At 59.7% G+C, this 20,202-nt stretch carries 19 protein-coding genes; 7 read left to right on the plus strand and 12 right to left on the minus strand.

The window, feature by feature from the left end; genetic code table 11:
- From CKO36_RS12840 to CKO36_RS12850, 3 genes are all read right to left on the minus strand, one after another.
- Window positions 1-536, minus strand: a 536-nt coding sequence (locus CKO36_RS12840) for an IS607 family transposase (protein ID WP_200284461.1), incomplete at its 3' end; no start/stop codon positions are given.
- Window positions 537-591: 55 nt separating this feature from the next.
- Complete coding sequence (locus CKO36_RS12845; RefSeq protein ID WP_200284462.1) at window positions 592-1,725, minus strand: phosphotransferase enzyme family protein; 1,134 nt, start codon at window positions 1,723-1,725, stop codon at window positions 592-594.
- The gene (locus CKO36_RS12850) at window positions 1,722-2,897 is read right to left on the minus strand and encodes a glycosyltransferase (protein WP_200284463.1); all 1,176 of its coding nucleotides are present in this window, start codon (window positions 2,895-2,897) and stop codon (window positions 1,722-1,724) included. The genes CKO36_RS12845 and CKO36_RS12850 overlap by 4 nt, the downstream gene beginning before the upstream one ends.
- 274 nt (window positions 2,898-3,171) lie before the next feature.
- Between CKO36_RS12850 and CKO36_RS12855 the strand changes: the two genes are divergently transcribed.
- From CKO36_RS12855 to pstB, 4 genes are all read left to right on the plus strand, one after another.
- The gene (locus CKO36_RS12855) at window positions 3,172-4,218 is read left to right on the plus strand and encodes a substrate-binding domain-containing protein (RefSeq protein WP_200284464.1); all 1,047 of its coding nucleotides are present in this window, start codon (window positions 3,172-3,174) and stop codon (window positions 4,216-4,218) included.
- A gap of 92 nt (window positions 4,219-4,310) precedes the next feature.
- Window positions 4,311-5,702, plus strand: a complete 1,392-nt coding sequence (gene pstC / locus CKO36_RS12860) for a phosphate ABC transporter permease subunit PstC (protein WP_200284465.1) — start codon at window positions 4,311-4,313, stop codon at window positions 5,700-5,702.
- Complete coding sequence (gene pstA, locus CKO36_RS12865) at window positions 5,695-7,392, plus strand: phosphate ABC transporter permease PstA (RefSeq protein WP_200284466.1); 1,698 nt, start codon at window positions 5,695-5,697, stop codon at window positions 7,390-7,392. Before pstC ends, pstA begins: the two co-directional genes overlap by 8 nt.
- 203 nt (window positions 7,393-7,595) lie before the next feature.
- Entirely contained in the window at window positions 7,596-8,468 is an 873-nt protein-coding gene (pstB, locus tag CKO36_RS12870; protein WP_200284467.1) for a phosphate ABC transporter ATP-binding protein PstB, read from the plus strand.
- Here pstB and CKO36_RS12875 read toward each other — a convergent pair.
- The 8 genes from CKO36_RS12875 to CKO36_RS12910 all read right to left on the minus strand — a co-directional run bounded on the left by CKO36_RS12875 (window position 8,449) and on the right by CKO36_RS12910 (window position 16,210).
- Window positions 8,449-9,216 carry an endonuclease/exonuclease/phosphatase family protein gene (locus CKO36_RS12875; protein WP_200284468.1) on the minus strand — a complete coding sequence of 256 codons (768 nt, stop codon included), beginning with the start codon at window positions 9,214-9,216 and terminating at the stop codon, window positions 8,449-8,451. The two genes, pstB and CKO36_RS12875, sit on opposite strands and share 20 nt — an antisense overlap.
- Entirely contained in the window at window positions 9,206-11,395 is a 2,190-nt protein-coding gene (locus CKO36_RS12880) for a VTT domain-containing protein (protein WP_242469587.1), read from the minus strand. The genes CKO36_RS12875 and CKO36_RS12880 overlap by 11 nt, the downstream gene beginning before the upstream one ends.
- A gap of 296 nt (window positions 11,396-11,691) precedes the next feature.
- A complete protein-coding gene (locus CKO36_RS12885; RefSeq protein ID WP_200284469.1) occupies window positions 11,692-11,985 on the minus strand; it encodes a PIN domain-containing protein in 294 nt (97 codons plus the stop codon).
- A 342-nt stretch (window positions 11,986-12,327) separates the two neighbouring features.
- Window positions 12,328-13,332, minus strand: coding sequence for a DUF4365 domain-containing protein (locus CKO36_RS12890; protein WP_200284470.1), 1,005 nt, complete (start codon window positions 13,330-13,332; stop codon window positions 12,328-12,330).
- Window positions 13,333-13,444: 112 nt separating this feature from the next.
- Entirely contained in the window at window positions 13,445-13,990 is a 546-nt protein-coding gene (locus CKO36_RS12895; RefSeq protein WP_200284471.1) for a hypothetical protein, read from the minus strand.
- A gap of 120 nt (window positions 13,991-14,110) precedes the next feature.
- Entirely contained in the window at window positions 14,111-14,386 is a 276-nt protein-coding gene (locus tag CKO36_RS12900) for a hypothetical protein (protein ID WP_200284472.1), read from the minus strand.
- Window positions 14,387-14,463: 77 nt separating this feature from the next.
- Complete coding sequence (locus tag CKO36_RS12905; RefSeq protein WP_200284473.1) at window positions 14,464-15,162, minus strand: L,D-transpeptidase; 699 nt, start codon at window positions 15,160-15,162, stop codon at window positions 14,464-14,466.
- A 91-nt stretch (window positions 15,163-15,253) separates the two neighbouring features.
- Window positions 15,254-16,210, minus strand: a complete 957-nt coding sequence (locus tag CKO36_RS12910; protein WP_200284474.1) for a L,D-transpeptidase — start codon at window positions 16,208-16,210, stop codon at window positions 15,254-15,256.
- A gap of 299 nt (window positions 16,211-16,509) precedes the next feature.
- Here CKO36_RS12910 and CKO36_RS12915 point away from each other — a divergent pair, with 299 nt between their 5' ends.
- Both CKO36_RS12915 and CKO36_RS12920 read left to right on the plus strand, forming a co-directional pair.
- Window positions 16,510-18,012, plus strand: coding sequence for a Do family serine endopeptidase (locus CKO36_RS12915; RefSeq protein ID WP_242469588.1), 1,503 nt, complete (start codon window positions 16,510-16,512; stop codon window positions 18,010-18,012).
- Window positions 18,013-18,020: 8 nt separating this feature from the next.
- Window positions 18,021-19,205: a glycosyltransferase gene (locus CKO36_RS12920; protein ID WP_275957855.1), complete on the plus strand. Its 1,185-nt coding sequence runs from the start codon at window positions 18,021-18,023 to the stop codon at window positions 19,203-19,205.
- On the opposite strand, the gene CKO36_RS12925 is transcribed toward CKO36_RS12920, so the two are convergent.
- Complete coding sequence (locus CKO36_RS12925; protein ID WP_200284476.1) at window positions 19,202-19,636, minus strand: FxsA family protein; 435 nt, start codon at window positions 19,634-19,636, stop codon at window positions 19,202-19,204. The two genes, CKO36_RS12920 and CKO36_RS12925, sit on opposite strands and share 4 nt — an antisense overlap.
- Before the next feature lie 195 nt (window positions 19,637-19,831).
- On the opposite strand from CKO36_RS12925, the gene cutA reads away from it, so the two are divergent.
- The gene (gene cutA, locus CKO36_RS12930) at window positions 19,832-20,182 is read left to right on the plus strand and encodes a divalent-cation tolerance protein CutA (protein WP_200284477.1); all 351 of its coding nucleotides are present in this window, start codon (window positions 19,832-19,834) and stop codon (window positions 20,180-20,182) included.
- Window positions 20,183-20,202 lie beyond the last annotated feature (20 nt).

The raw sequence follows: 20,202 nt of genomic DNA on the forward strand, positions 1-20,202 counted from the left end.
GAAAAACCATCCACGATGGTCATCAAGTCCCGCACCAGCTCCTGTTCGGGCGAAAGCCTTTCTTGATTCAGTACCAGGATTTCGCAGCCGTGTGTCTTGGCGTAATGCTCGAACCACTCGAACCCAAAGCGCGTCAGCCGGTCTTTGTGGGCGAGGATCAGGGTGTTGATGCTCCGCTGCCCGATCTCATCCATCAGTGCCAAAAAACGCTGGCGCTTGAAGTTCAAGCCGCTTCCCACGTCTTCGATGAATTCGACGTTCGCTAAACCTCTCGCCACAACAAACGCTTCCAGCACCCGGCGCTGGTTAGCCAGGTCTGGCTTCTGTGCAGCCGATGAGACTCGGCAATAGGCCACTATTCGCGCTGGACACTCGGGCGTCTGTCGCCATCCGATGAACGCTCGCCACTGGGCCTCGGTGTAAAGACGACGATTGCTGTCGGTACGCGCCACGGGAATGAGACGCCCCTCGCGCTCCCAGCGCTGCAATGTCTTGACCGAAACACCCAGCTGCTTCGCCGCCTTGCCTGTACTCATGGTGCTTTCCATGAGATAATAATACACTATCGCGCATTTTTTATAAGACTAGAGTCTAGCTTCCAAGCCTTCTTCCAAGCCCGCGCAACTGCGGTTCCTGGCGTTCGATATCGGCCACCAGAGCCAACTGGGCTATGGCTTTATGAAGATTCTCGCCGCGAAAACGCACCCGAAAGTATTGATCGCCGCGCAGATGATCGGTCAAAAACCGCATGACCAGTTCCAGTGGAACCAGTCGCATCGCATCGAACAGCAATTCGCGCTCAACCGCACTCAGCAGGTCAGGTGCCGCTTCGGCATAGCCGCCCAGCAGCGCCTCGGCCAGTTGGGCATCGAAATGCACCTGTTCCGGTATGGTGCCACAGGCGCGATTACAGCAGGAACGCAGACAGTCGCCAATATCATAGAGTATGAATCCAGGCTGCACGGTATCAAGGTCAATCAGGCAAAGTGCCCGCTCGCCTTGGTGGTCAAAGAGCACATTGTCGCGCTTGGGATCGCCATGAACCAGAGTTTTCTTAATCAGCCCCGCCGTGCGCACCTCTTGCAGGCTGTGCAGAATCTGATCATGTGCGTGCACCTGTTCAAGCACCGCTGCCGCTTGCGCATCCAGCGCCGGGCTGTCTCCCGTCCCCGGCCCGGCACTTGCAGACAAGGTCTTTACCACCTCATCCAGGGCCGCCCGATACCCCAGGGTGTCATGCGACTGCGGCAAGGTCACATGATAATCCGCCACGGGCAAACGGGCACCGAAACGATGAAATTGCCCCAGCAGCCGACCAATGGCTCGTGCCTGCGCCGCCGACTTGACTGCGTTTAAGGGCGCGCCCTGCTCAATACGCTCCAGCAGGCGCCAATAGCCACCCTGCGCATCGCGTGCCAGTAACTCACCGGAGGTGGTCGCAAAAAACCTCGGCAACCGTGGGGGCTGTGCGTCCGCACCCGCACCCGCAATGGCCTGTTGCAAGCGTGCCAGATTGTCCATAATCAATGGCGGGTTGGCAAAAACAGACGCATTAATGCGCTGCAAGACAAAGTGCCCCGCTTGAGCCTGAACAGCGAAGGTGGTATTGATCAACCCGCTGCCAAGTGGCTGCACCTCCTGCACCACCGCGCAGACCGGGAAGTGCCCGGCCATCGCCTGAGCCAGCCCCAGGTCGGGCGAACACCGTGCCGGTTGATCCTTCATACGCTCGGCCCCTGATCAATCACCTGCTGATAGAACCTCAGCATGCGCTCGGCCAGCGCCGGTGCCGACCAGCCCTTGGCGTAGGCAAGGCCCCGCTCGCTGAGCCTCTGGCGCAACTGAGCGTCGTTCAGCACCCGCAGCACCTGTGCGGCAAAGTGGTTCTCGTCTTCCTCGGCAATCAAACAGCCTTCGCCCTGCACCAGCACCTCGGCACTTCCCATCACCGCCGTTGAGACCACCGGCGTGCCCAGCGCCATGGACTCCAGCAGCACCAAGCCCTGGGTTTCGGTGCGCGAGGCGAAAATAAAGGCATCACCCGCGCTGTAGCAATCCTCCAGCGTACCATCGCGGCGCAAATAGCCCAGAAAGCGCACCTGCTCGCTCAGCCCCAGCGTGCGCGCCAAGCCTTCGAGCATAGCTCGCGCCGGCCCTTCACCAGCAATGGCCAGCAAAACTTGTGGACAGGATTGTTTGACCTTCACCAACACGCGCAACAGAAACTCGACATTCTTCTCGTAGGCCAAACGCCCGACATGCACCAGAAGCGGGCGCTCGGGGTCAATCGCGTAGCGCTGGCGGAAGCGCAGCCCCTGGATCCGTCCCGGCTCCTGATGGAACTGCCTCAGTTCAATCCCGGTTGGCACCACCTCGGCTGGGGTGTCGATACCATAGCCGCGCAACACCTTGAGCATCGCCTGCGAAGGCACCGCCAGGGCATCAACTCTCTGGCACTGGCTGGTGGAAAAGCGCCGTGCGGCATAGCGCAGCCAAGCCCCTGGGACCAGAGGCACGTATTTATCCAGGTACTGCTCAAAAAAGGTGTGGTAGCTCTCGATGACCGGAACTTCGAGATGGCGCGCCAGTGCCAAACCGGCATAGTGGGCCAGAAAGGGCGTATGCACATGCACCAGATCAAACCCCGCATCGGCCAGCGACGCACGACAGGCCCGCAAACGCCCCCAGCGCAGCACACGATCCTCCGGATCGAACGGCAGATAGTGCGATGCAATTCGGATCACCGCAAAGGGCTCCGCGCTCTGTTCGCCATAATCCGGGGCGATCAGCGTCACCTCATGCCCCGCAGCTGCAAATTCCCGCGCAAAGGTTTGAATGGATGTTGAAACCCCATTGACCCGGGGAAAATAAACATCCGAAATCATCAAAACACGCATCGCCTGGCTCAGACTCCGTACAAACCAGAGTAAACAATCGCGTTAACACCCACCATCACGCCCAGCCATCCCAACGGTCAGGTGTCAATCAAACCCTTCAGTATAGTCAAGTCCGCCGCCCGGCGCATGAGCAGTGCAGGCGATTGACCGGCCTTGGGCCTGACGTGCGAAGTCCGCCGCACGCTGTCATCAAACGGCAACATTTTTGTCATTAAATAGCCATCTTCGCCCCCCAGAATAGCCGCTGATTTTTAACTGACTCGCGGAGTTTGTGATGAAAAAGACCCTGATTGCGGCCAGCGTTGCTGCCAGCTTGGCGGTATCGACCCAAGCCATGGCGGCACGCGACTATATCTATATTGTTGGTTCCTCGACCGTCTTCCCCTTTGCCACGGTGGTCGCTGAAACCTTCGGCAAGAAAACCGATTTCAATACCCCCAAGATCGAATCCACCGGCTCCGGCGGCGGCATGAAACTGTTCTGCGAGGGCGTGGGGGTCGAGCATCCGGATATCACCAATGCCTCGCGCCGCATGAAAGTCTCGGAGTTCGAGAAGTGCCAGGCCAATGGCGTCGAGGACATCACCGAGGTGGTGATCGGCTATGACGGCATCGCCGTAGCCAACGCCAAGGATGCGCCGGCATTTGATCTGTCGCTGCGCGACATCTTCCTGGCGCTGGCCAAGGATGTGCCCAATCCCGACAACGAGGAAGAGCTGATCGCCAACCCCTACAAGACCTGGAAGGAAGTCAACGCCGATCTACCCGATATTGAGATCGAAGTTTTGGGACCGCCGCCGACCTCCGGCACCCGCGACGCCTTTGCCGAACTGGCGATGGAAGGTGGCTGCAAGACCTTCGACAGCATCAAGGCGATGAAGAAGGAAGACAAGAAGAAATACAAAGCCGTATGCCACGGGGTGCGTGAAGACGGCGCCTATATCGAGGCCGGCGAAAACGACAACCTGATTGTGCAAAAACTTGAGGCCAACCCGGACGCACTGGGCATCTTCGGCTTCAGCTTCCTGGATCAGAACGCTGACAAGGTCAAGGGTGCCGAGATCGACGGCATCGCCCCAACCTTCGACTCCATCGCCGATGGCAGCTATCCGGTGTCGCGCTCGCTCTACTTCTATGTCAAGAAGGCCCACGTTGGCACCATTCCCGGCATTGAGGAGTATGTCACCGAGTTCACCAGCGACACCGCTTGGAGCGAGGACGGCTATCTGGCCGACAAGGGCCTGATTCCGCTGTCCGATGAGCTGCGGGCCGAGATGGCCGAGAACGCTCAGAGCATGCAGTCCATGTCAAGCCCGGAGTAAACCCGATCCTTCACTGTTGATCGACGCCAGCGCGGCCGGTGGCCTTTTCAGGCTGCCGGTCGCGTCATCATTTGTAGCTATCCCTAAATGTCATGACCCTGCCTCTGCTGTTGCTGCTGATTCTCGTCGCCATGGCGCTAGCCTACCAACTGGTGCGCAAACAGGCCATTAAGAATGTCGGTGGCGTGAGCGGCATTAAACAACTTCATTCCCTGCCGGCCTATTACGGTTATTACGCAGCGCTCTGGGTTGGTATCCCGGCGCTGTTGATTCTGCTGGTCTGGTTCGGTCTGCATGACCGTATCATCACCGCACTCATGATCGAGCAGATGCCAGCATCACTGACCGCCGAGCAGTCGAGCGGACAGGTCAGCTTGATTATCAACGACATCAAGAACCTGGCCACTGGAAACATCACCTCAGGGCGCATCACCGAGGACATCCAAGCGACGGCTGACCACTACGCGCGCCTGCGCGACATCGCCCAGATGACACTCTGGGGGCTGATTATGGCCGCAACTCTGGCGGGTATGTCACTGGCCTGGCGCCGTGCCAAGCCGGAGTTTCGCGCCCGCAATCGGGTTGAGAACACCGTGCTGGTGGTCATGGTCGTCTTCTCATCCATCGCCATCATCACCACCCTTGGCATTGTGCTCTCGGTGTTGTTCGAGTCGATTCTATTCTTTCAGGAAATCCCCTGGACCCAGTTTTTCTTCGGCACCGAATGGAGTCCGCAGATCGCGCTGCGCTCAGATCAGGTCGGCGCCTCCGGTGCCTTCGGCACCATCCCGCTCTTTACTGGCACCTTGCTGATTTCAGCCATTGCCATGCTGGTTGCGGTACCCATTGGTCTGCTCTCGGCCATTTATCTGTCAGAGTATGCCGCACCCGCCGTGCGCGGCATTGCCAAGCCGGTGCTGGAAGTACTGGCGGGCATCCCGACCGTGGTCTACGGATTCTTTGCTGCCCTGACGGTCGCGCCCTACATCCGCGAATTGGGCGACAGCCTAGGTCTCCATGTCGCCTCCGAGAGCGCGCTGGCCGCCGGGCTGGTCATGGGCATCATGATCATCCCCTTCGTCTCGTCGCTTTCCGATGACGTGATCAATGCCGTGCCTCAATCAATGCGCGATGGCTCCCACGCGCTCGGCGCTACCCAGTCCGAGACCATTCGCCGCGTCATCTTTCCAGCTGCCCTGCCCGGCATTGTCGGCGGCATTCTGCTGGCCGTCTCGCGCGCCATCGGCGAGACCATGATCGTGGTGATGGCCGCCGGAATGGCCGCCAACTTGACGGCCAATCCGCTCGACAGTGTCACCACAGTTACGGTGCAGATTGTCACCCTGCTGACTGGCGATCAGGAGTTCGACAGCGCCAAAACTCTGGCCGCCTTTGCCCTGGGGCTGACGCTCTTCGTGGTCACCCTAATACTCAACATCATTGCCCTGCATATCGTGCGCAAGTATCGCGAACAGTATGAATAGTACCCCTCCTCCATCCCCGACACCCAATGCCGATCCGCGCGCGGACGACAACCAGCAGGACAGCGCCAGCGCAGGCCGCCGGCCCATCGACATCGTCAACGCCGGCCTCAAGCGACGCTACGCCGCCGAGAAGCGGTTTCGCTTCATGGGCGCTACAGCCGTAGCTCTCGGCTTAACGTTTGTTGCTCTGCTGTTTTTCAATATCATCAGCAATGGCTATACCGCCTTCCAGCAAACCTATGTACAGTTGCCGGTGTATTTCGATCCCGAGGTTATTGACCCCGACGGCTTGATCCAAGCCGGCGACCTGAACGCGGATGAGATCAACAAAGAGCTGATTCGAGTCAACTTCCTCAAGCTCGCCCGGGATGCACTGCGGGAGCGCTTCCCGGAGGTCAAGGGCCGCTCGGCCAAACGCAAGCTCTACGGCCTGCTCAGCCCCGGCGTGCCGCAACAGCTGCGCGAGATGGTCGCCCATCATCCCGAGCTGATCGGCGAACGCCGCGAAACCTGGCTGATCGCCGACGACGATGTCGATATGTTCATGAAAGGCCGCTCAACCCCGGTGAAGCGGATCGACACCAGCGGTAGTGCCACCATTGTCACCGTGCCAAGCAGCGACGACACACTACAAATTATTTCCAGCGGAGCCGACTTCAACGTCGTGTTCGAACGGATGCGCACCGCCACGCCGACGGACAAAACAACGGCGGACGGAACAACGCTCGACAGCGACATGCCCAGCTACCTGATTGCCATCAACCATGGTCTGGTCAAGGTCGAGTCCATCACCGCTCACGACATCACTGGCCAGGTGCTGCTTCCCCTCAAAAACCAAGACCCTGCCACGCCCAGAAGCTGGGAACTGCTTGAGCTTTCTAATCCGCAAAGCGCACGGCGACTGAAAGATCAGGAACTCGCCTGGGTCTTGTCACTCAAGGACGCCGGCGCACTGAAAAAGCGCTTTAACACCTTGTTCTTCACCCAGGGCAGCTCGCGCGAGCCGGAACTCGCCGGCATTGGCGGCGCCTTTATGGGGTCACTCTTCACCCTGACCTTGACCCTGTTGTTTTCCTTCCCCATTGCTGTCGGTACGGCGATTTACCTGGAGGAATTCGCACCCAAGAACCGCTGGACGGATCTGATTGAGATCAATATCAACAATCTGGCCGCCGTGCCATCCATTGTCTTCGGTCTGCTCGGTTTAGCGGTCTTCATCAACTTCTTTGGTGTGCCACGCTCCACGCCCCTGGTTGCGGCCATGGTGCTCACGCTCATGACGCTGCCGACCATCATCATTGCCAGCCGCGCAGCGCTCAAATCGGTGCCACCATCGATCCGCGAAGCCGCACTGGGCGTGGGCGCCTCCCCCTTGCAGACACAGTTTCATCATGTGCTGCCACTGGCCATGCCAGGCATGCTGACCGGCACCATCATCGGTATGGCTCAGGCGCTGGGCGAAACCGCCCCGCTGCTGATGATCGGCATGATCGCCTTTATCGTCGACATTCCCGGCGGTTTCACCGATCCGTCCACTGTGCTGCCGGTACAGATTTTCCTCTGGGCCGACAGTCCCGAGCGCGGTTTTGTCGAGCGTACCTCGGCGGCCATTATGGTGTTACTGACCTTTTTAATTATGATGAATCTGCTTGCTGTGCTGCTGCGGCGTCGCTTTGAACGTCGCTGGTAGACCACCGCCAACCTCTCAATTGGCAATGCGCAACGCATGGACAAATTCAAATGAGCCATAATCGCCCCATGACAATGCCAAGCGCCGTTTCCAAGACTCTCTTGGAGCATGCGGACACCAACCCTGGGTCTCCAGCCGTGAATTTCCAAGCCGAAGCGCCCCCAACTGATGCCCCCCCAATTGATGCCCCCAGAGAACGCCCCATGACGACAATCGCCGCCACAGCCGTGCAACCCGACGTGATTCCGCGTGCGGATACCAAGACTGCCACCGATAGCAGCCGCGCATTTTCCTCGACGCTTGGCGACATCAGCTGCCTGAACCCGCGCATGCAATGTCGCGATGTCGATGTCTGGTATGCCGACAAACAGGCGATCAAAAATATCAGCCTCGACATTGGCCGCAATGAAGTCGTGTCAATGATTGGCCCCTCGGGCTGCGGCAAGTCGACCTTTCTGCGCTGCCTGAACCGCATGAACGACAGCATTCCCAGCGCCCGGGTCAGCGGCTCCATCAAGATCGACGGACAGGAAATCCTCGACAAGCATGTCGACGTGGTGCCATTACGCGCACGCGTGGGCATGGTGTTCCAAAAGCCCAACCCGTTCCCCAAGTCCATCTACGAGAACATTGCCTACGGCCCGCGTATTCATGGCCTGACCAATCACCGTACCGAACTCGATGAACTGGTCGAAACCAGCCTGCGCAAGGCGGGCCTGTGGGAAGAGGTCAAGGACCGCCTCGACCAGCCCGGCACCGGCCTCTCCGGCGGTCAGCAGCAACGCCTGTGCATCGCCCGCACCATCGCCGTCTCCCCCGAAGTCATTCTGATGGATGAACCCTGTTCGGCCCTTGACCCCATTGCCACCGCGAAAGTCGAGGAGCTGATCGACGAGCTGCGTACCAACTACAGCATCGCCATCGTCACCCACTCCATGCAGCAGGCCGCACGCGTCTCACAGCGCACCGCCTATTTTCACTTGGGTGATTTGATTGAGGTCGGCACCACGGAGCAAATCTTCAACCAGCCCCAGCATAGACTGACTGAAGACTATATCACTGGCCGTTTTGGCTGAGTGCAACAAAGCGCGCCCACAGCGGACGATGATCTGAGGCGTGGCGGCTGATTGAGCCGCGACCAATGCCGCCAGCCGCGAGTTGCAGGCCGGAGTAGAACATCCGATCCAGGGCGAGCAGCGGCCAGCGCGCCGGAAAGGTCGCGCGCGCGGAGACAACGGACAGGCGCCGACGCAGCGGCCAGAGCCCCGGCGACCAGGCACAGGCGTGGTTAAAATCCCCCAGCAGCACCAGCGGCGGCGCGAGAGATGCCGCTGCTGAGGCCCCTGACCGCCACTGATCGATGCGCGCAGCCAGGCGTTCGACCTGCACGCGGCGCTCACCAATACCCAGCCCGAGATGCGTCGCCATCACCCCGACGCGCTGCCCGTGCTGTTCCAGTTCCGCCTCGATCAGCCCGCGCGGCTCGCGGCCCGGCACGCTGAGGTCGATGAGCCGGCGCGCCTTGATTGGCCAGCGGCTAAGCAGCAGGTTGCCATAATGGTTGCTCCCGGTGCGCAGGGTCGGACCCAGCAGCGGCTCGTAGCCGAGGGCGGTCAGGCGCGGCAACAACGCCAGGGTCGTGGCAGCCGGGGCGGGTTCAGCCGGGGTTTCAACCTCCTGCAACGCCAGTACATCGGTATCCAGCGCCTGGATGACCGCGAGGATGCGCTCCCAGTCGCGGCGCCGATCGGAGCCGATGCCGCGATGAATGTTGTAACTCGCCACCGACAGCACGCGAGCCTCACCGCCACCCTCAGTCTTCACGCGCGATGCCGAGCAACCGCCGCCCCACCCAGATTAGCCCGCCGAGCGCCAGCAGCCCGACCAAAAGCAGCGCCAGAGCGCGCGGATCAGCGCGACCGAGCACCGCGATCAGACCTTCGGCAAAGAGGGTCAAGGCGAGGATACCGGGCAGCATGCCAATCACCGTGCCAAGCAGATAGTCGCGCCAGCGCAGCGGCAGCACGCCTGACACCAGATTGAGCACCGCAAAGGGGGCGACTGGAACAATGCGCACTGTCAGAATGGTCAGCAAGCCGCGCTGTCCGAGCCGATGGGCCATCCGCGACACCGTCGAGCCAGCCAGACGCTCAAGCAAACCGCGACCGAGACGGGCCCCGAGCCAGCGCCCCGCCGCCGCCGACAGGGTCGATCCTGTCAACGCCACCAGGATCCCGGTCAGCGGATCAAACAGCAGTGCAACGGCCAAAATCAGCAACGTGACCGGCACCGCGACCAGGCTTGCGACCACGAAGCCGACGGTGGCCAGTGGCGGTCCCCACAGGGTTCCAGACAGCTGGTGAGCTGCATCCGTCAGTGCCTGCGGATCCAGCCAACCACCCAGCGGCGTCCAGCGCCAGAGCCCAGCCAGAACCAGAAAAAGTCCCAGAATGCCCAAGGCCACCGTCAGACGACGACGCACCGGAGTCGCTTGCGGGTCATCGGCCAGCAGAGCGGTGACCAGACTCGGGTCAAGCGGTCGATCCGGATCGACCAGGCGCTCATCGGGCAGCTGGCGGTGCCAGTCCGGGTCAACCGCACCGTCAAGTTCGGCCAAATAGGCAGCGGCCGGATCGTCTTGGCGCGCGCGTGCGGTCTCAATGGTGGCGATCAGCCCCGCCGGTTGGGCCGCTTCAGTCTCGGTTTCGGTGTCGGCTTGAATCCCCTGTTCCAGCCGGGCCAGCTCCGCTGGCGCAAGCCCCAGCCACAGTGACAGCAAGCGATGGCGAATCGTTGTAATGTGCGTCCGAGCCGCGCTGTCTTTGGCTTCCAGGATCAGGTCGCATTCGCTATCCAGCCCCATGGAGCGATTGCTGAGATTGGCCGAGCCCACCCGCAACACCGCATCGTCGGCAATCAGCAGCTTGGCATGCACCATGGGCGAGCCCTCGGTGAGTCCAGGCACGGCCGGGCAATACACCTTAAACCGACCCCAACGATCGGCACGGCGCAGACTGGCCAGGCGACGGGCGCGAATCACGTCCATGGTGCGCTGTTGCAGCCAGCTGCCGGTCTGCTGCGGCAACAACAGCACGATCTCCGGGCCGTCGCGCCGGCGCAGCGCGCGGCACAGGTCAGCGACCAGAGTGCGGGCGGTCAGATATTGGTTTTCCAGATACAGAAACCGCTGTGCGCCGGCAATCTGTGCGCGATACAGGCGCTCGACATCGCGCACCTCGGGCCGCTCGCCGTAGGCAGGAAAGGTGCAGGCAATGGTGACTTCATGGTCGCACAACAGCGGCTCGACACCGCTCGGCCAGGGATCATTCCGCGCCGGCCCGGCGGCGCAGGCGCGTTCCAGTTGCGGCCCGGCACCGGCATGCTGCCAGCGTTCGCGCAGCAACTGTTCGAGCGCGTCGGCGGCCTCGCCATCGACCAGCAGTTGCACATCATGGAACGGTGGATAGGGGTCACCGCCCGGATCGCACCGGCGCGGGTCCTCGGCGGGGTGCGCGGAGCTGTCCCAGCGCCATTGTCCGAGGTCAAAACCGCCGCAGTAGGCGATGCGCCCGTCGATGGCGACCAGTTTCTGATGCTGACTGGCGACCAGTGGATGAGCCGAGTCCTTGTAAAAATGCAGCCGTGGATGCCCTTCCCAGGGATCATGCCCGAAGAACAGGGGCTCGCGCTCCAAGGCATAGATAGGCGCATAGTCCCACAGCAGAATGAACACCTCCAGCTCGGGTTCGCGCTCAAGCTGGTGGATCAGCACGGCGCCAAGTTCACGCGGATGGCCATCGTCGGGACCACCGCGCTTGAGCTCGATCCGGCTGTGCAGATCCCAGGCCGCGATGATGATACGCCGGCGGGCGCGCAGCATGGAGGCGCGCACGGCGGCGAAGTAAGCCTCGCCGTCAATGAGCGCAGCGATGCGCTCAGTGCCGGCTGACTGTGGTCCGTGGTGGTATGAAAATTTCAGCGGCGCCTCCCATGATTGCTTCATCAGTGTCATAAGCGCCTAACTCGAAGCTCACCGGCGAAGCGTAGCGAAGTCCGTGTGGAGCGCCAGCCTCAGCCGCCGCGAGCGTAGCGAGCGGTCGGCTGAAGGCGTTCGCTAGGCTTTCTTGAATTCCAAATCAATCGCTTTGACTCATTTTGGCGTCGTGCTGCGTCTTCAGCAATAGCGGCTATGCTGCCACCAAATCTTTCAGAAATTTCTTCGCGCGTTTTGTGTATTTGTTCGATTACTGAATTAGAGTCTCTATATGTCATCGCCTAATAACTCTTCTGGAGTACAGATTATGGGTATCGGAATACCTTGTCTTCCAAGTAAATCGTGAATACGAGGAAGTATTTTTGCATTAGCGATGTGCTTACAGTTCCAAGTAACTGCATACGTTCTGCTGCAAGCGACGGGTTTCCCGCTGAAGCTTCATCAATCACATATTGCGAAATGACAAGCTCGTATTGGCCGAGCTCTTCATTCCACCAGCGATGCGTCAACAGCTGACGTGCTACCGTTACAATTTGACTGCTTGGGTTTTGCCGCAGTAGCTTGAGAACTCCGCCGGCTCTTCCCAGGCTCACCAACACGCCCGGTCCATTTAGGTTTCACGTACGTTACCACGCTGACCAATCCGGAACGGCTTTTCGAAGCGATACCAGCTCTAAGGGGCTGCGTCCCTATCCGGCCTATAACATAGGCACTGTGTACGCTTCGCCTCTCTTGTTCGCCTGTGCCGCAGTTCTCACCACAGTCACCGCTCCGCCAGAGGCGCAACACTCGGTAATGGTGGGTGGTTAGCCCTTACCATGCCGGGACTTTCACCCGACCAGATGAGCCACACTTTGCGCGGCGCGCTAACGGCTGCCATAACCGGACACAAGTAAAGCGGAGCGCAGCGTAGCTTTTTGTGGTCCGAGTTTATGGCTTTGTTATGCATTGCTTTCATCTGGCGGAACCTCCAACCCGATGCTGCGCAAAACCGAGTACGTAATCTCCTTATTTTCTTCGATATCCATATCCAGCCAATAAGTTAACTCATTCAGTCCAGGCCACAAAGTGTGCAAATACTCTGCAATAGGCCTTGTTTCAAAAACAACCTTATGCTGAGTGCCGTGCACAGCACGCTTACCTTCTATTTTTGCATTTCCTATACAAGCTGCGATTACAGGTAATGTATGGCACTTCCCTCTCGAGCGAAGAAAAAAGAGTAACTCAGGTATTACGCTATTAAGGTTCTTATAAAACTCGACCACTTCTTCTATTTCAAACAATTCACGAAGATCTTCATCATAGCCCGATATTGAAAGCTCGATAGTCCCCATGCAGTTGAATGCAAGCTCTTTCGTTGACCGAAGATGATCAAAGAAAGCTCTGGTACGCGTTGTATCTAATTGCTCTACTTCGTCACGATCAATAATAAATAGATTGAAACCGGACTCCACCAATAATTCATTAATTTTCCAATACTCTTCTATTTCGCTGAGCACATCTCGTGACTCTGGCAGAAGATCCAATATTGAATTTTTTGATTTACTAAGAGTGTTTTCAAATGGAACTGTAATTTTCCATCCCTTTGGTGTTCCCACTGTATGTGTTGGATCAAACTTTACCCAATAGCATTCCTCGCTATCTGGATTACACAATACAATTAGAACAATGGTAGGATAAGCGGAAAGGTAATTAAAATGCTTATTTTCTCCTCTATAAACATATCCCCACTTATTTTGCTCAGAAAAGAACGATGCACCGCATTTAATTTGAACGGCCGCTATTTGCCCTGTAACGCTGCCTGAATCAGTTACAACCTCAAATTGGCCATCTATGCCAAAATCATATTCCTGTGGATTACGTTTAAAAATCCATCCAAAGTCATCACTCGCAATTCTTGCAACCATGTTTACACCGACATCACCGGTGCGGGCTGCTTTGCTCATTTTTGGAAAGTTGCTAGTCATTTTGATGCATAACGCCAGCCGTAACCGGCGCATTTATAGTGAGCGCAGCGAGCGAAAAATGCGTCCGAGTTGACGGCATTGTTAGGCAATTCTATTCACTCCACTTGGCTTTGATGTGTTTACCTGAGCCTTTTCGCAAGCTCTTTCGATCAAGCATTTTTGCTTTAAACTCGAAATCTTCGCTAATCTTCACGATAAGAAGTTTGCTGAAATTACCAGCTCGTTTCACTAGCACGGTACTGTCGGTTTTAAGTGGACTAATTGTTTTTATTTCGACGAAATCGTTACCCAATTTGCCATCGGAGCCTTGCGTGAACGGCTTATGCCTTTTGATTCCGTATCTGGCTTCACCGTAAAGCTCGCCAAGTTCTCCATAAATCGGCAGATGCCGCCCTGTTACTTCGACGTAATTTCGAGCGGTTTCAACCAATTCATCTAGCAACTCCCAAAGCTCAAGAGTTGTGGGGTTCTTTGGCTCATTATCAGAATCCCAGCCCCCTTCATCATCAACGAATTCCTCGATGTTGTCCCAACTGCCATGTTCCCAAGGGTTATACCCACAGGCAGCGGCATCCGCTATTTGCTCTGGGCTATAGCCTTCATTATGCATATCGTGGAGAAAGTCCCAGTCGCTCATATGTTTCCTTTGCCTAACCAGTGATTATATGGTTTCTGGATAAAACTAGCACGCAACGGTTAAACCCGCAAGATCTCTGGACAACCTACCAGCTGCGGGATAACATGCCAATATCGTTTATTATCCATCAGCGATGGTGGCGAATGCTGCAAATTCTTGCAACGCTTGCAGCAAAGTTCGTGATGTGGTGCGCAATCGTACACTTAAAAACCAACCGTAACTCGCAACTATTTCTGAACCTTTGGTCAGCGCACTGACAGGGGCCGACACATACAGCGAGCGGCGATCTTGGCTGCGGGTCAGCCCTTGCCTGAGCAGCTGATTGAGGCGATCGTCAAATTCGGGTGCCTCACCGGCAGCCGTATCAATCGCCGCCTTGATCCCGCCGCAATACACATGGCCGAAAACGACGATGTTAGCGAATAAGGATTTGTCGAAGTCTCATATCGTCTCGATCCGCTTGGTGGTTAATGCTAATCCCGTCTTCCAGATTTTCCTTCCACCACTGTCACCCGGGTTCCCGGCGCCACCTGACGATACAGCTGTGCAGCCACCTCCGCTGGCATGCGGATGCACCCGTGCGAGGCAGGACTTCCGGGGAGCGGGATGGGGCCGGCATGTATGCCCACGCCATCGTTGGTCAGGCGTAGAAAATGGGGCATTTGCGCGCCGACGAAGCGCCCGCCGGGTGGGATCGCGTCACGCCCGCGTTGTGCGTTGGCTTTGACCAGATTGCCGGCGCGGTCGTAGATGCGACCGTAGAGATTGGAGCGCTTGTTCGCCACCTTCTCCAGCACGGCGAATTCGCCGCTGGGGGTGGGATGGCTGTCCACGCCGGTGGCCACTGTGGTCCAGCCGACCTGTTCGTCGCCGCTGTAAAAGCGCGCCTGTTGCCGGTCGGTGTCGATCACAATGCGGCTGAGCGGGCGGCCGTCGCCCGACCATTGGTACATCTGCGTGGCTGACGCAGCCTCTTGCAACAGCGGCAACTCGACATTCGCTGGCGGCCAGGGCAGAGGTTCATCGGCTTCCAGAGATAGCGGGGCTACTGGCGGCTGGCCGCTGTATCCGGCCTCCGCTGCTTCTATACCCGGCGCCGTCGTTGCTACCAGGCGCGGGGGTACGGCGTGCAAGCCGGCCACGCTGGCCGCCGTGCCGGTGTTGGTCGCCATGGTCTCTGAGCAGCCGGCCAACACCAGGCTGAGTCCCAGGCCGACTAGCCCCGTGAGAGACCACTGGCCGCGCCAGCCACCGCACCGCGCGTTAGGGTTCCTGAACAGCGGCATCGCGAGCCGGGCGGCTTTCGCTGGCCGTTGGCAGCGGCAGATCTTCCCCGCGCAAGGCGGCAATCTCAGCATCCAGGGCATCAATCGCCGTGCCCTGTTCACGGGCGCGTGCGGCAGCCTGGAGCGCCTGCGATTCGGCCTGGCGCTGCTGAATGCGCTCAGCGTAGTTGCCATAACTCGGCCCCTTGGAACCGATCACCGTAACCCGGGTGTTTGCATCCACACGATCAAAGAGTTCATCGGCTACGGCGGCCGGCATGCGGATGCAGCCATGCGAGGCGGGATGGCCCGGCCGGGGAATACGCCCGGCATGCATGCCAACACCGTCGTAGGTCATGCGCATAAAATGCGGCATCCGGGCGCCGACAAAGCGACCGCCGGCGGGAATGGCATCGCGCCCCTGACGGGCGTTGCGCTTCACCAGCTGGCCCTGACTGTTGTAGATGCGGCCGTAAAGATTCGAGCGCTTGTCCTCCACCTTCTCCATCACCGCAAAATCGCCGGTGGGCGTGCGATGCGTGGCTACACCTGTGGCAACTGTACTCCAGCCGACTAATTCATTGTCTGCAAACATGCGCGCCTGCTGGGTATCGGTATCGATCACAATGCGATCAATGTCACGACTGTCGGCACGCCATTCAAACAGCTTGCCCGCAGCGGCCGCCTCCTGCGCGGACGGAATCTCACCACTGGGCGATGGCCAGGAGGAATCACCCGGCACCGCGCCCTGCTCCGCGTCGGCCTCTGCATTTGTTCCCGACGCCTCAGCCCCAGCATCGGCCTCCGCGCTGACTTCAGCGCGCACCGGCACGGTTTCACTACAGCCACCCAGCATCGCCCCAAGCGGCGCCAGAAGCAGACCCAGCAGCACGGAGCGCCCACAACCGAAGCCCCAGCGTGGGCTCCAGGCCGCTACAGTCGCAATTCTATTCATGAATCGACAACCCCAAACCAATAATCATCCGCGTAAACAAAGCATCCAAGCGCAGCGGCACATTAAACCGCGAATACTTGGAAAATCAAAAGAATTTCTTCCCTCAAGAGGCGTGAACATGACAAAACAGTAATGTGCGGGCAAAGCCGCGTTCATTGAATCGCCACCATCATTGAGCGCAAACTTGACTGATCGCTTACTCATGAACAAGCAGGAAGGTTAGAAACACCATGCACCAGAGATTGCATCCTGTCACTCTAAAACAACCAGGCCAACTTCCAGACCACCGCGTGAGCCGCATGCATCGCCCATACCAACTGCGCCGGACAATCACCGCCGCCCTGGTCGCGGCTGTGAGCCTCGTCGCCGTCGGCCTGCCCGGTGTCCTGATCGCGGCGCCACCCACCCAGGCTCCACTCCAACCGGCGAGCGTTCCGGCACCGGCGCGCCTGGCACTGCCAAGTTTTGCCGACATTGTCGAACGGGTGTTCGATGCCGTGGTCAATATCAACGTCGAGCAATCAGCTTCAGGCACCGGCGCCGGCCAGTCCATACTGCCACCCGGTGTGCCGGAAGACTCACCCCTGTCGGAATTCTTCCGCCGCTTTCATGCCGAACCGGAGTTCTCCCTGCCGCGCGAAGGCGAAGGCTCGGGCTTCATCATTGACCCGACCGGCTATATTGTCACCAACAATCATGTGGTGCAGGGGGCCGACCGCATCCGCGTGACCCTGAACAATGGCGATGAATACGCGGCCACACTGATCGGGCGCGACCCCAAGACCGATTTGGCGCTGATCAAAATCGACACCCAGGAGCCGCTCACCGCCGTACAACTGGGTAGCGCCGAAGGCGCCCGGGTTGGTGACTGGGTGCTGGCGGTCGGCAACCCCTTCGGGCTCGGCGGCTCGGTCAGCGCCGGGATCATCTCTGCGCGCGGGCGGGACATTAACTCCGGCCCCTATGACGATTATCTGCAAATCGATGCGCCCATTAATCGCGGCAACTCAGGCGGGCCGCTGTTCGATGCCAGCGGCCGGGTGATTGGCGTCAACACGGCGATCTATTCGCCCAGTGGCGGCAACGTCGGCATTGGCTTTGCCATTCCGGCCGAAACGGTCGCGGATATCGTCGCCGAGCTGCGCACCCAGGGGCATGTGGAGCGCGGCTGGCTGGGCGTACAGATTCAGCCCGTGACCGAAGATGTGGCCCTGAGCCTGGGCTTGCCGAATCATAGCGGCGTACTGGTCACCGAGGTGCTGCCGAACGGCCCAGCAGCGGCAGCCGGTCTGCGCGATGGCGATGTCATCTTAAGCGTTTCCGGTCAGGCGATGGAGGATTATCGCGACCTGACCCGGCTGATTGCCAGTCTTGACGCGGGCACCCAGGCCCAGATTGAACTGCTGCGCAGTGGGCAGCGGCTGACCCGGGCGGTCACCATCGGTCAGATGCCCACTGAAGGCCAGGTGGCCGCTACCGCTGCGGGTCATGCCCAGGACCAGGATCAGGCGCGTCTAGGCGTTTATCTCGCGCCACTGACTCCCGAATCACGTCGCGAGCTGAATCTGCGCCCGGACACCACCGGCGTGCTGGTGGCCCAGGTCGAACCACGCAGCCCGGCCGCGCGGGCGGGCCTGCGTGCCGGCACCGTCATCTCTATGGTCGGGCAGCAGGCGGTCACTCAGCCGCAGCAGGTGGTGAAGCTGATTCGCGAGGCTGTCGCCCAAAATCGCCCCTCGGTGCTGCTGCGCATCGAACAGGACGGCCAGCAGCGCTTTGTGCCAGTGCCCTTTAAGAGCTGAGCGGCGGCATGTCTGATCATCGCCCGGGGCGTTCCCCAGAAGGTTCCCCGAGTCCTCCGCCCGCTCATCCTCAAGCCATCGCCCTGCTTGCCTCCTTCTCTGGCAGCGGGGGCGTTGAGCGCATGCTGGTGAATCTGCTGCTCGCGCTGGACGCCCGGGGCCTGGCCATTGATCTGCTGCTGCTGCGCGCTGACTGTGCCTATTTGGCGGAATTGCCCCCCAGCATTCGCCAACACCGCTTGGCTGGGCGCCACAGTCAGCTCGCCATCCCGGCGTTGGCCCGCTATCTGCGCCGGGAGCGCCCGGCGGCTCTGCTGGTGGCCAAGGATCGCGCCGGGCGCAGCGCGGTGCTGGCCCGAGCGCTGGCGGGGGTGCAGACCCCCATTGCGCTGCGCCTGGGTACCCATCTGTCCACCGCCATGGCCGGGCGCTCAGCGCCGGAGCGTTGGCTGCGCTACCGCCTGATTCGCTGGCTCTATCCGCACATCGAAACCATTATTGCGGTATCTAACGGTGTGGCTGAGGATGTTCAGGCTGTCGCCCAAGTGCCCGCCGAACGCATTCATGTGGTGCGCAATCCGGTGATTACCCCGACGCTGGAGAGCCGCGCGCAGCAACCGTGCACGCATCCCTGGTTGCACAGCACCACGGCGGCGCAGCCGCCGGTGATTCTGGGCATCGGGCGCTTGCAGCGGCAAAAGGATTTCCCCACCCTGATTCGCGCCCTGGCGCGGCTGCGCCAGCAACGTCCGTGCCGATTGGTGATTCTGGGCGAAGGCGGTGGGCGCGCGGACCTGGAGTCACTTATCCGGGCACTTGGCCTGGGCGAGGCAGTCGATCTGCCGGGCTTTGTCGCCAACCCTTACCCATTTATTGCCCGCGCCAATCTGCTGGCGCTGTCATCGGCCTGGGAAGGCTCGCCCAATGTGCTGACCGAAGCCTTGGCGCTGGGCACCCCGGTGGTTGCCACCGACTGCCCCAGCGGCCCGGCCGAAATTCTGCAGCAGGGACGCTTCGGCCCCCTGGTGCCAGTTGGAGATGATGCTGCGCTGGCCCGCGCCCTGGCTGCAACCCTGGATGCCCCCCTGCCTGCGGCGACCCTGCGCGCCGCCGTGGCGGACTATCGCGCCGATATCAGTGCCGAGCGCTATCTTGAACGACTGCACGCCATTCAGGGCATTCACCCGACTTAAAGCGGCGGATCGTCCTCGCGGCGATAGTCCGCCTCAATGACCCGGTAGCTTGTTGAGGTGGAGCTAGGATTGACAGGAGGCGCGGGTTGTATCGCGATATAGCGGCGAATCAACCAATGGCGCAGCGATGGAATCAGCAGCACAAAGCCGACCGCATCAGTGACAAAACCAGGCAGCAGGAGTGAAAAACCGCACAGTAGCAGAATGGCGCCGTCGAGCATCTCCAGCGCCGGCATTGCCCCTTGATCGAGCAGCGCGCGCACCCGCATCAGGACCGACAGCCCTTGCTCGCGCACCAGATAGCCACCGAGCGCGGCAGTAAACAGCGACAACAGGATGGTTGGCAAGGCGCCGATCACGGTGCCAATCTTGACCAAAAAATACAGCTCAACCAGCGGAGTGCCGACGAACAACAACAGAAACCAAAGCACAGTGAGCCTCGCAAAGCATCATGAACCAAACCGGGCGCCACAGCCGCAACCGCCATGCCCAACCGGCTGTGACATTAGCCGCCCTGAGCGGCTAACGCAATCCCTGGTTGCGGAACAGCGCCGAAATTCCACGGCAAACAGTATAGAATGCTCACCCAAGTCTGCCGATTTTCACGCCCCAGGAGTCATTGAGTCATGGCTGCACCGGCCCACATCGTCTACTGCACCTGTCCTGACCTGGACTGCGCCGAGCGGATCGCAGCACTGCTGGTTCAGGAGGGCCTGGCCGCCTGCGTGACCCTGCTGCCGGGTGCCAAGTCTTTTTACCACTGGGAAGGCAACCTGTGCCAGGATGCCGAAGTGCTGCTGATGATGAAAACCACCTCGGCGCGACTGCCTGAGCTGCAAGCACGTCTCTGTCAGGCACACCCCTATGAAGTGCCCGAGTTGCTGGCCGTTGCGGTCAGCGCGGGGCTGGATCAGTATCTGGAATGGATCGACACATGCACCGCCAAACCTCTCTCGCCTGCTCCCGACACGCCTTGACTCCCCCCACCGAGCGGCTT

This window comes from Rhabdochromatium marinum (genome assembly GCF_016583795.1).
Taxonomy (GTDB): domain Bacteria; phylum Pseudomonadota; class Gammaproteobacteria; order Chromatiales; family Chromatiaceae; genus Rhabdochromatium; species Rhabdochromatium marinum.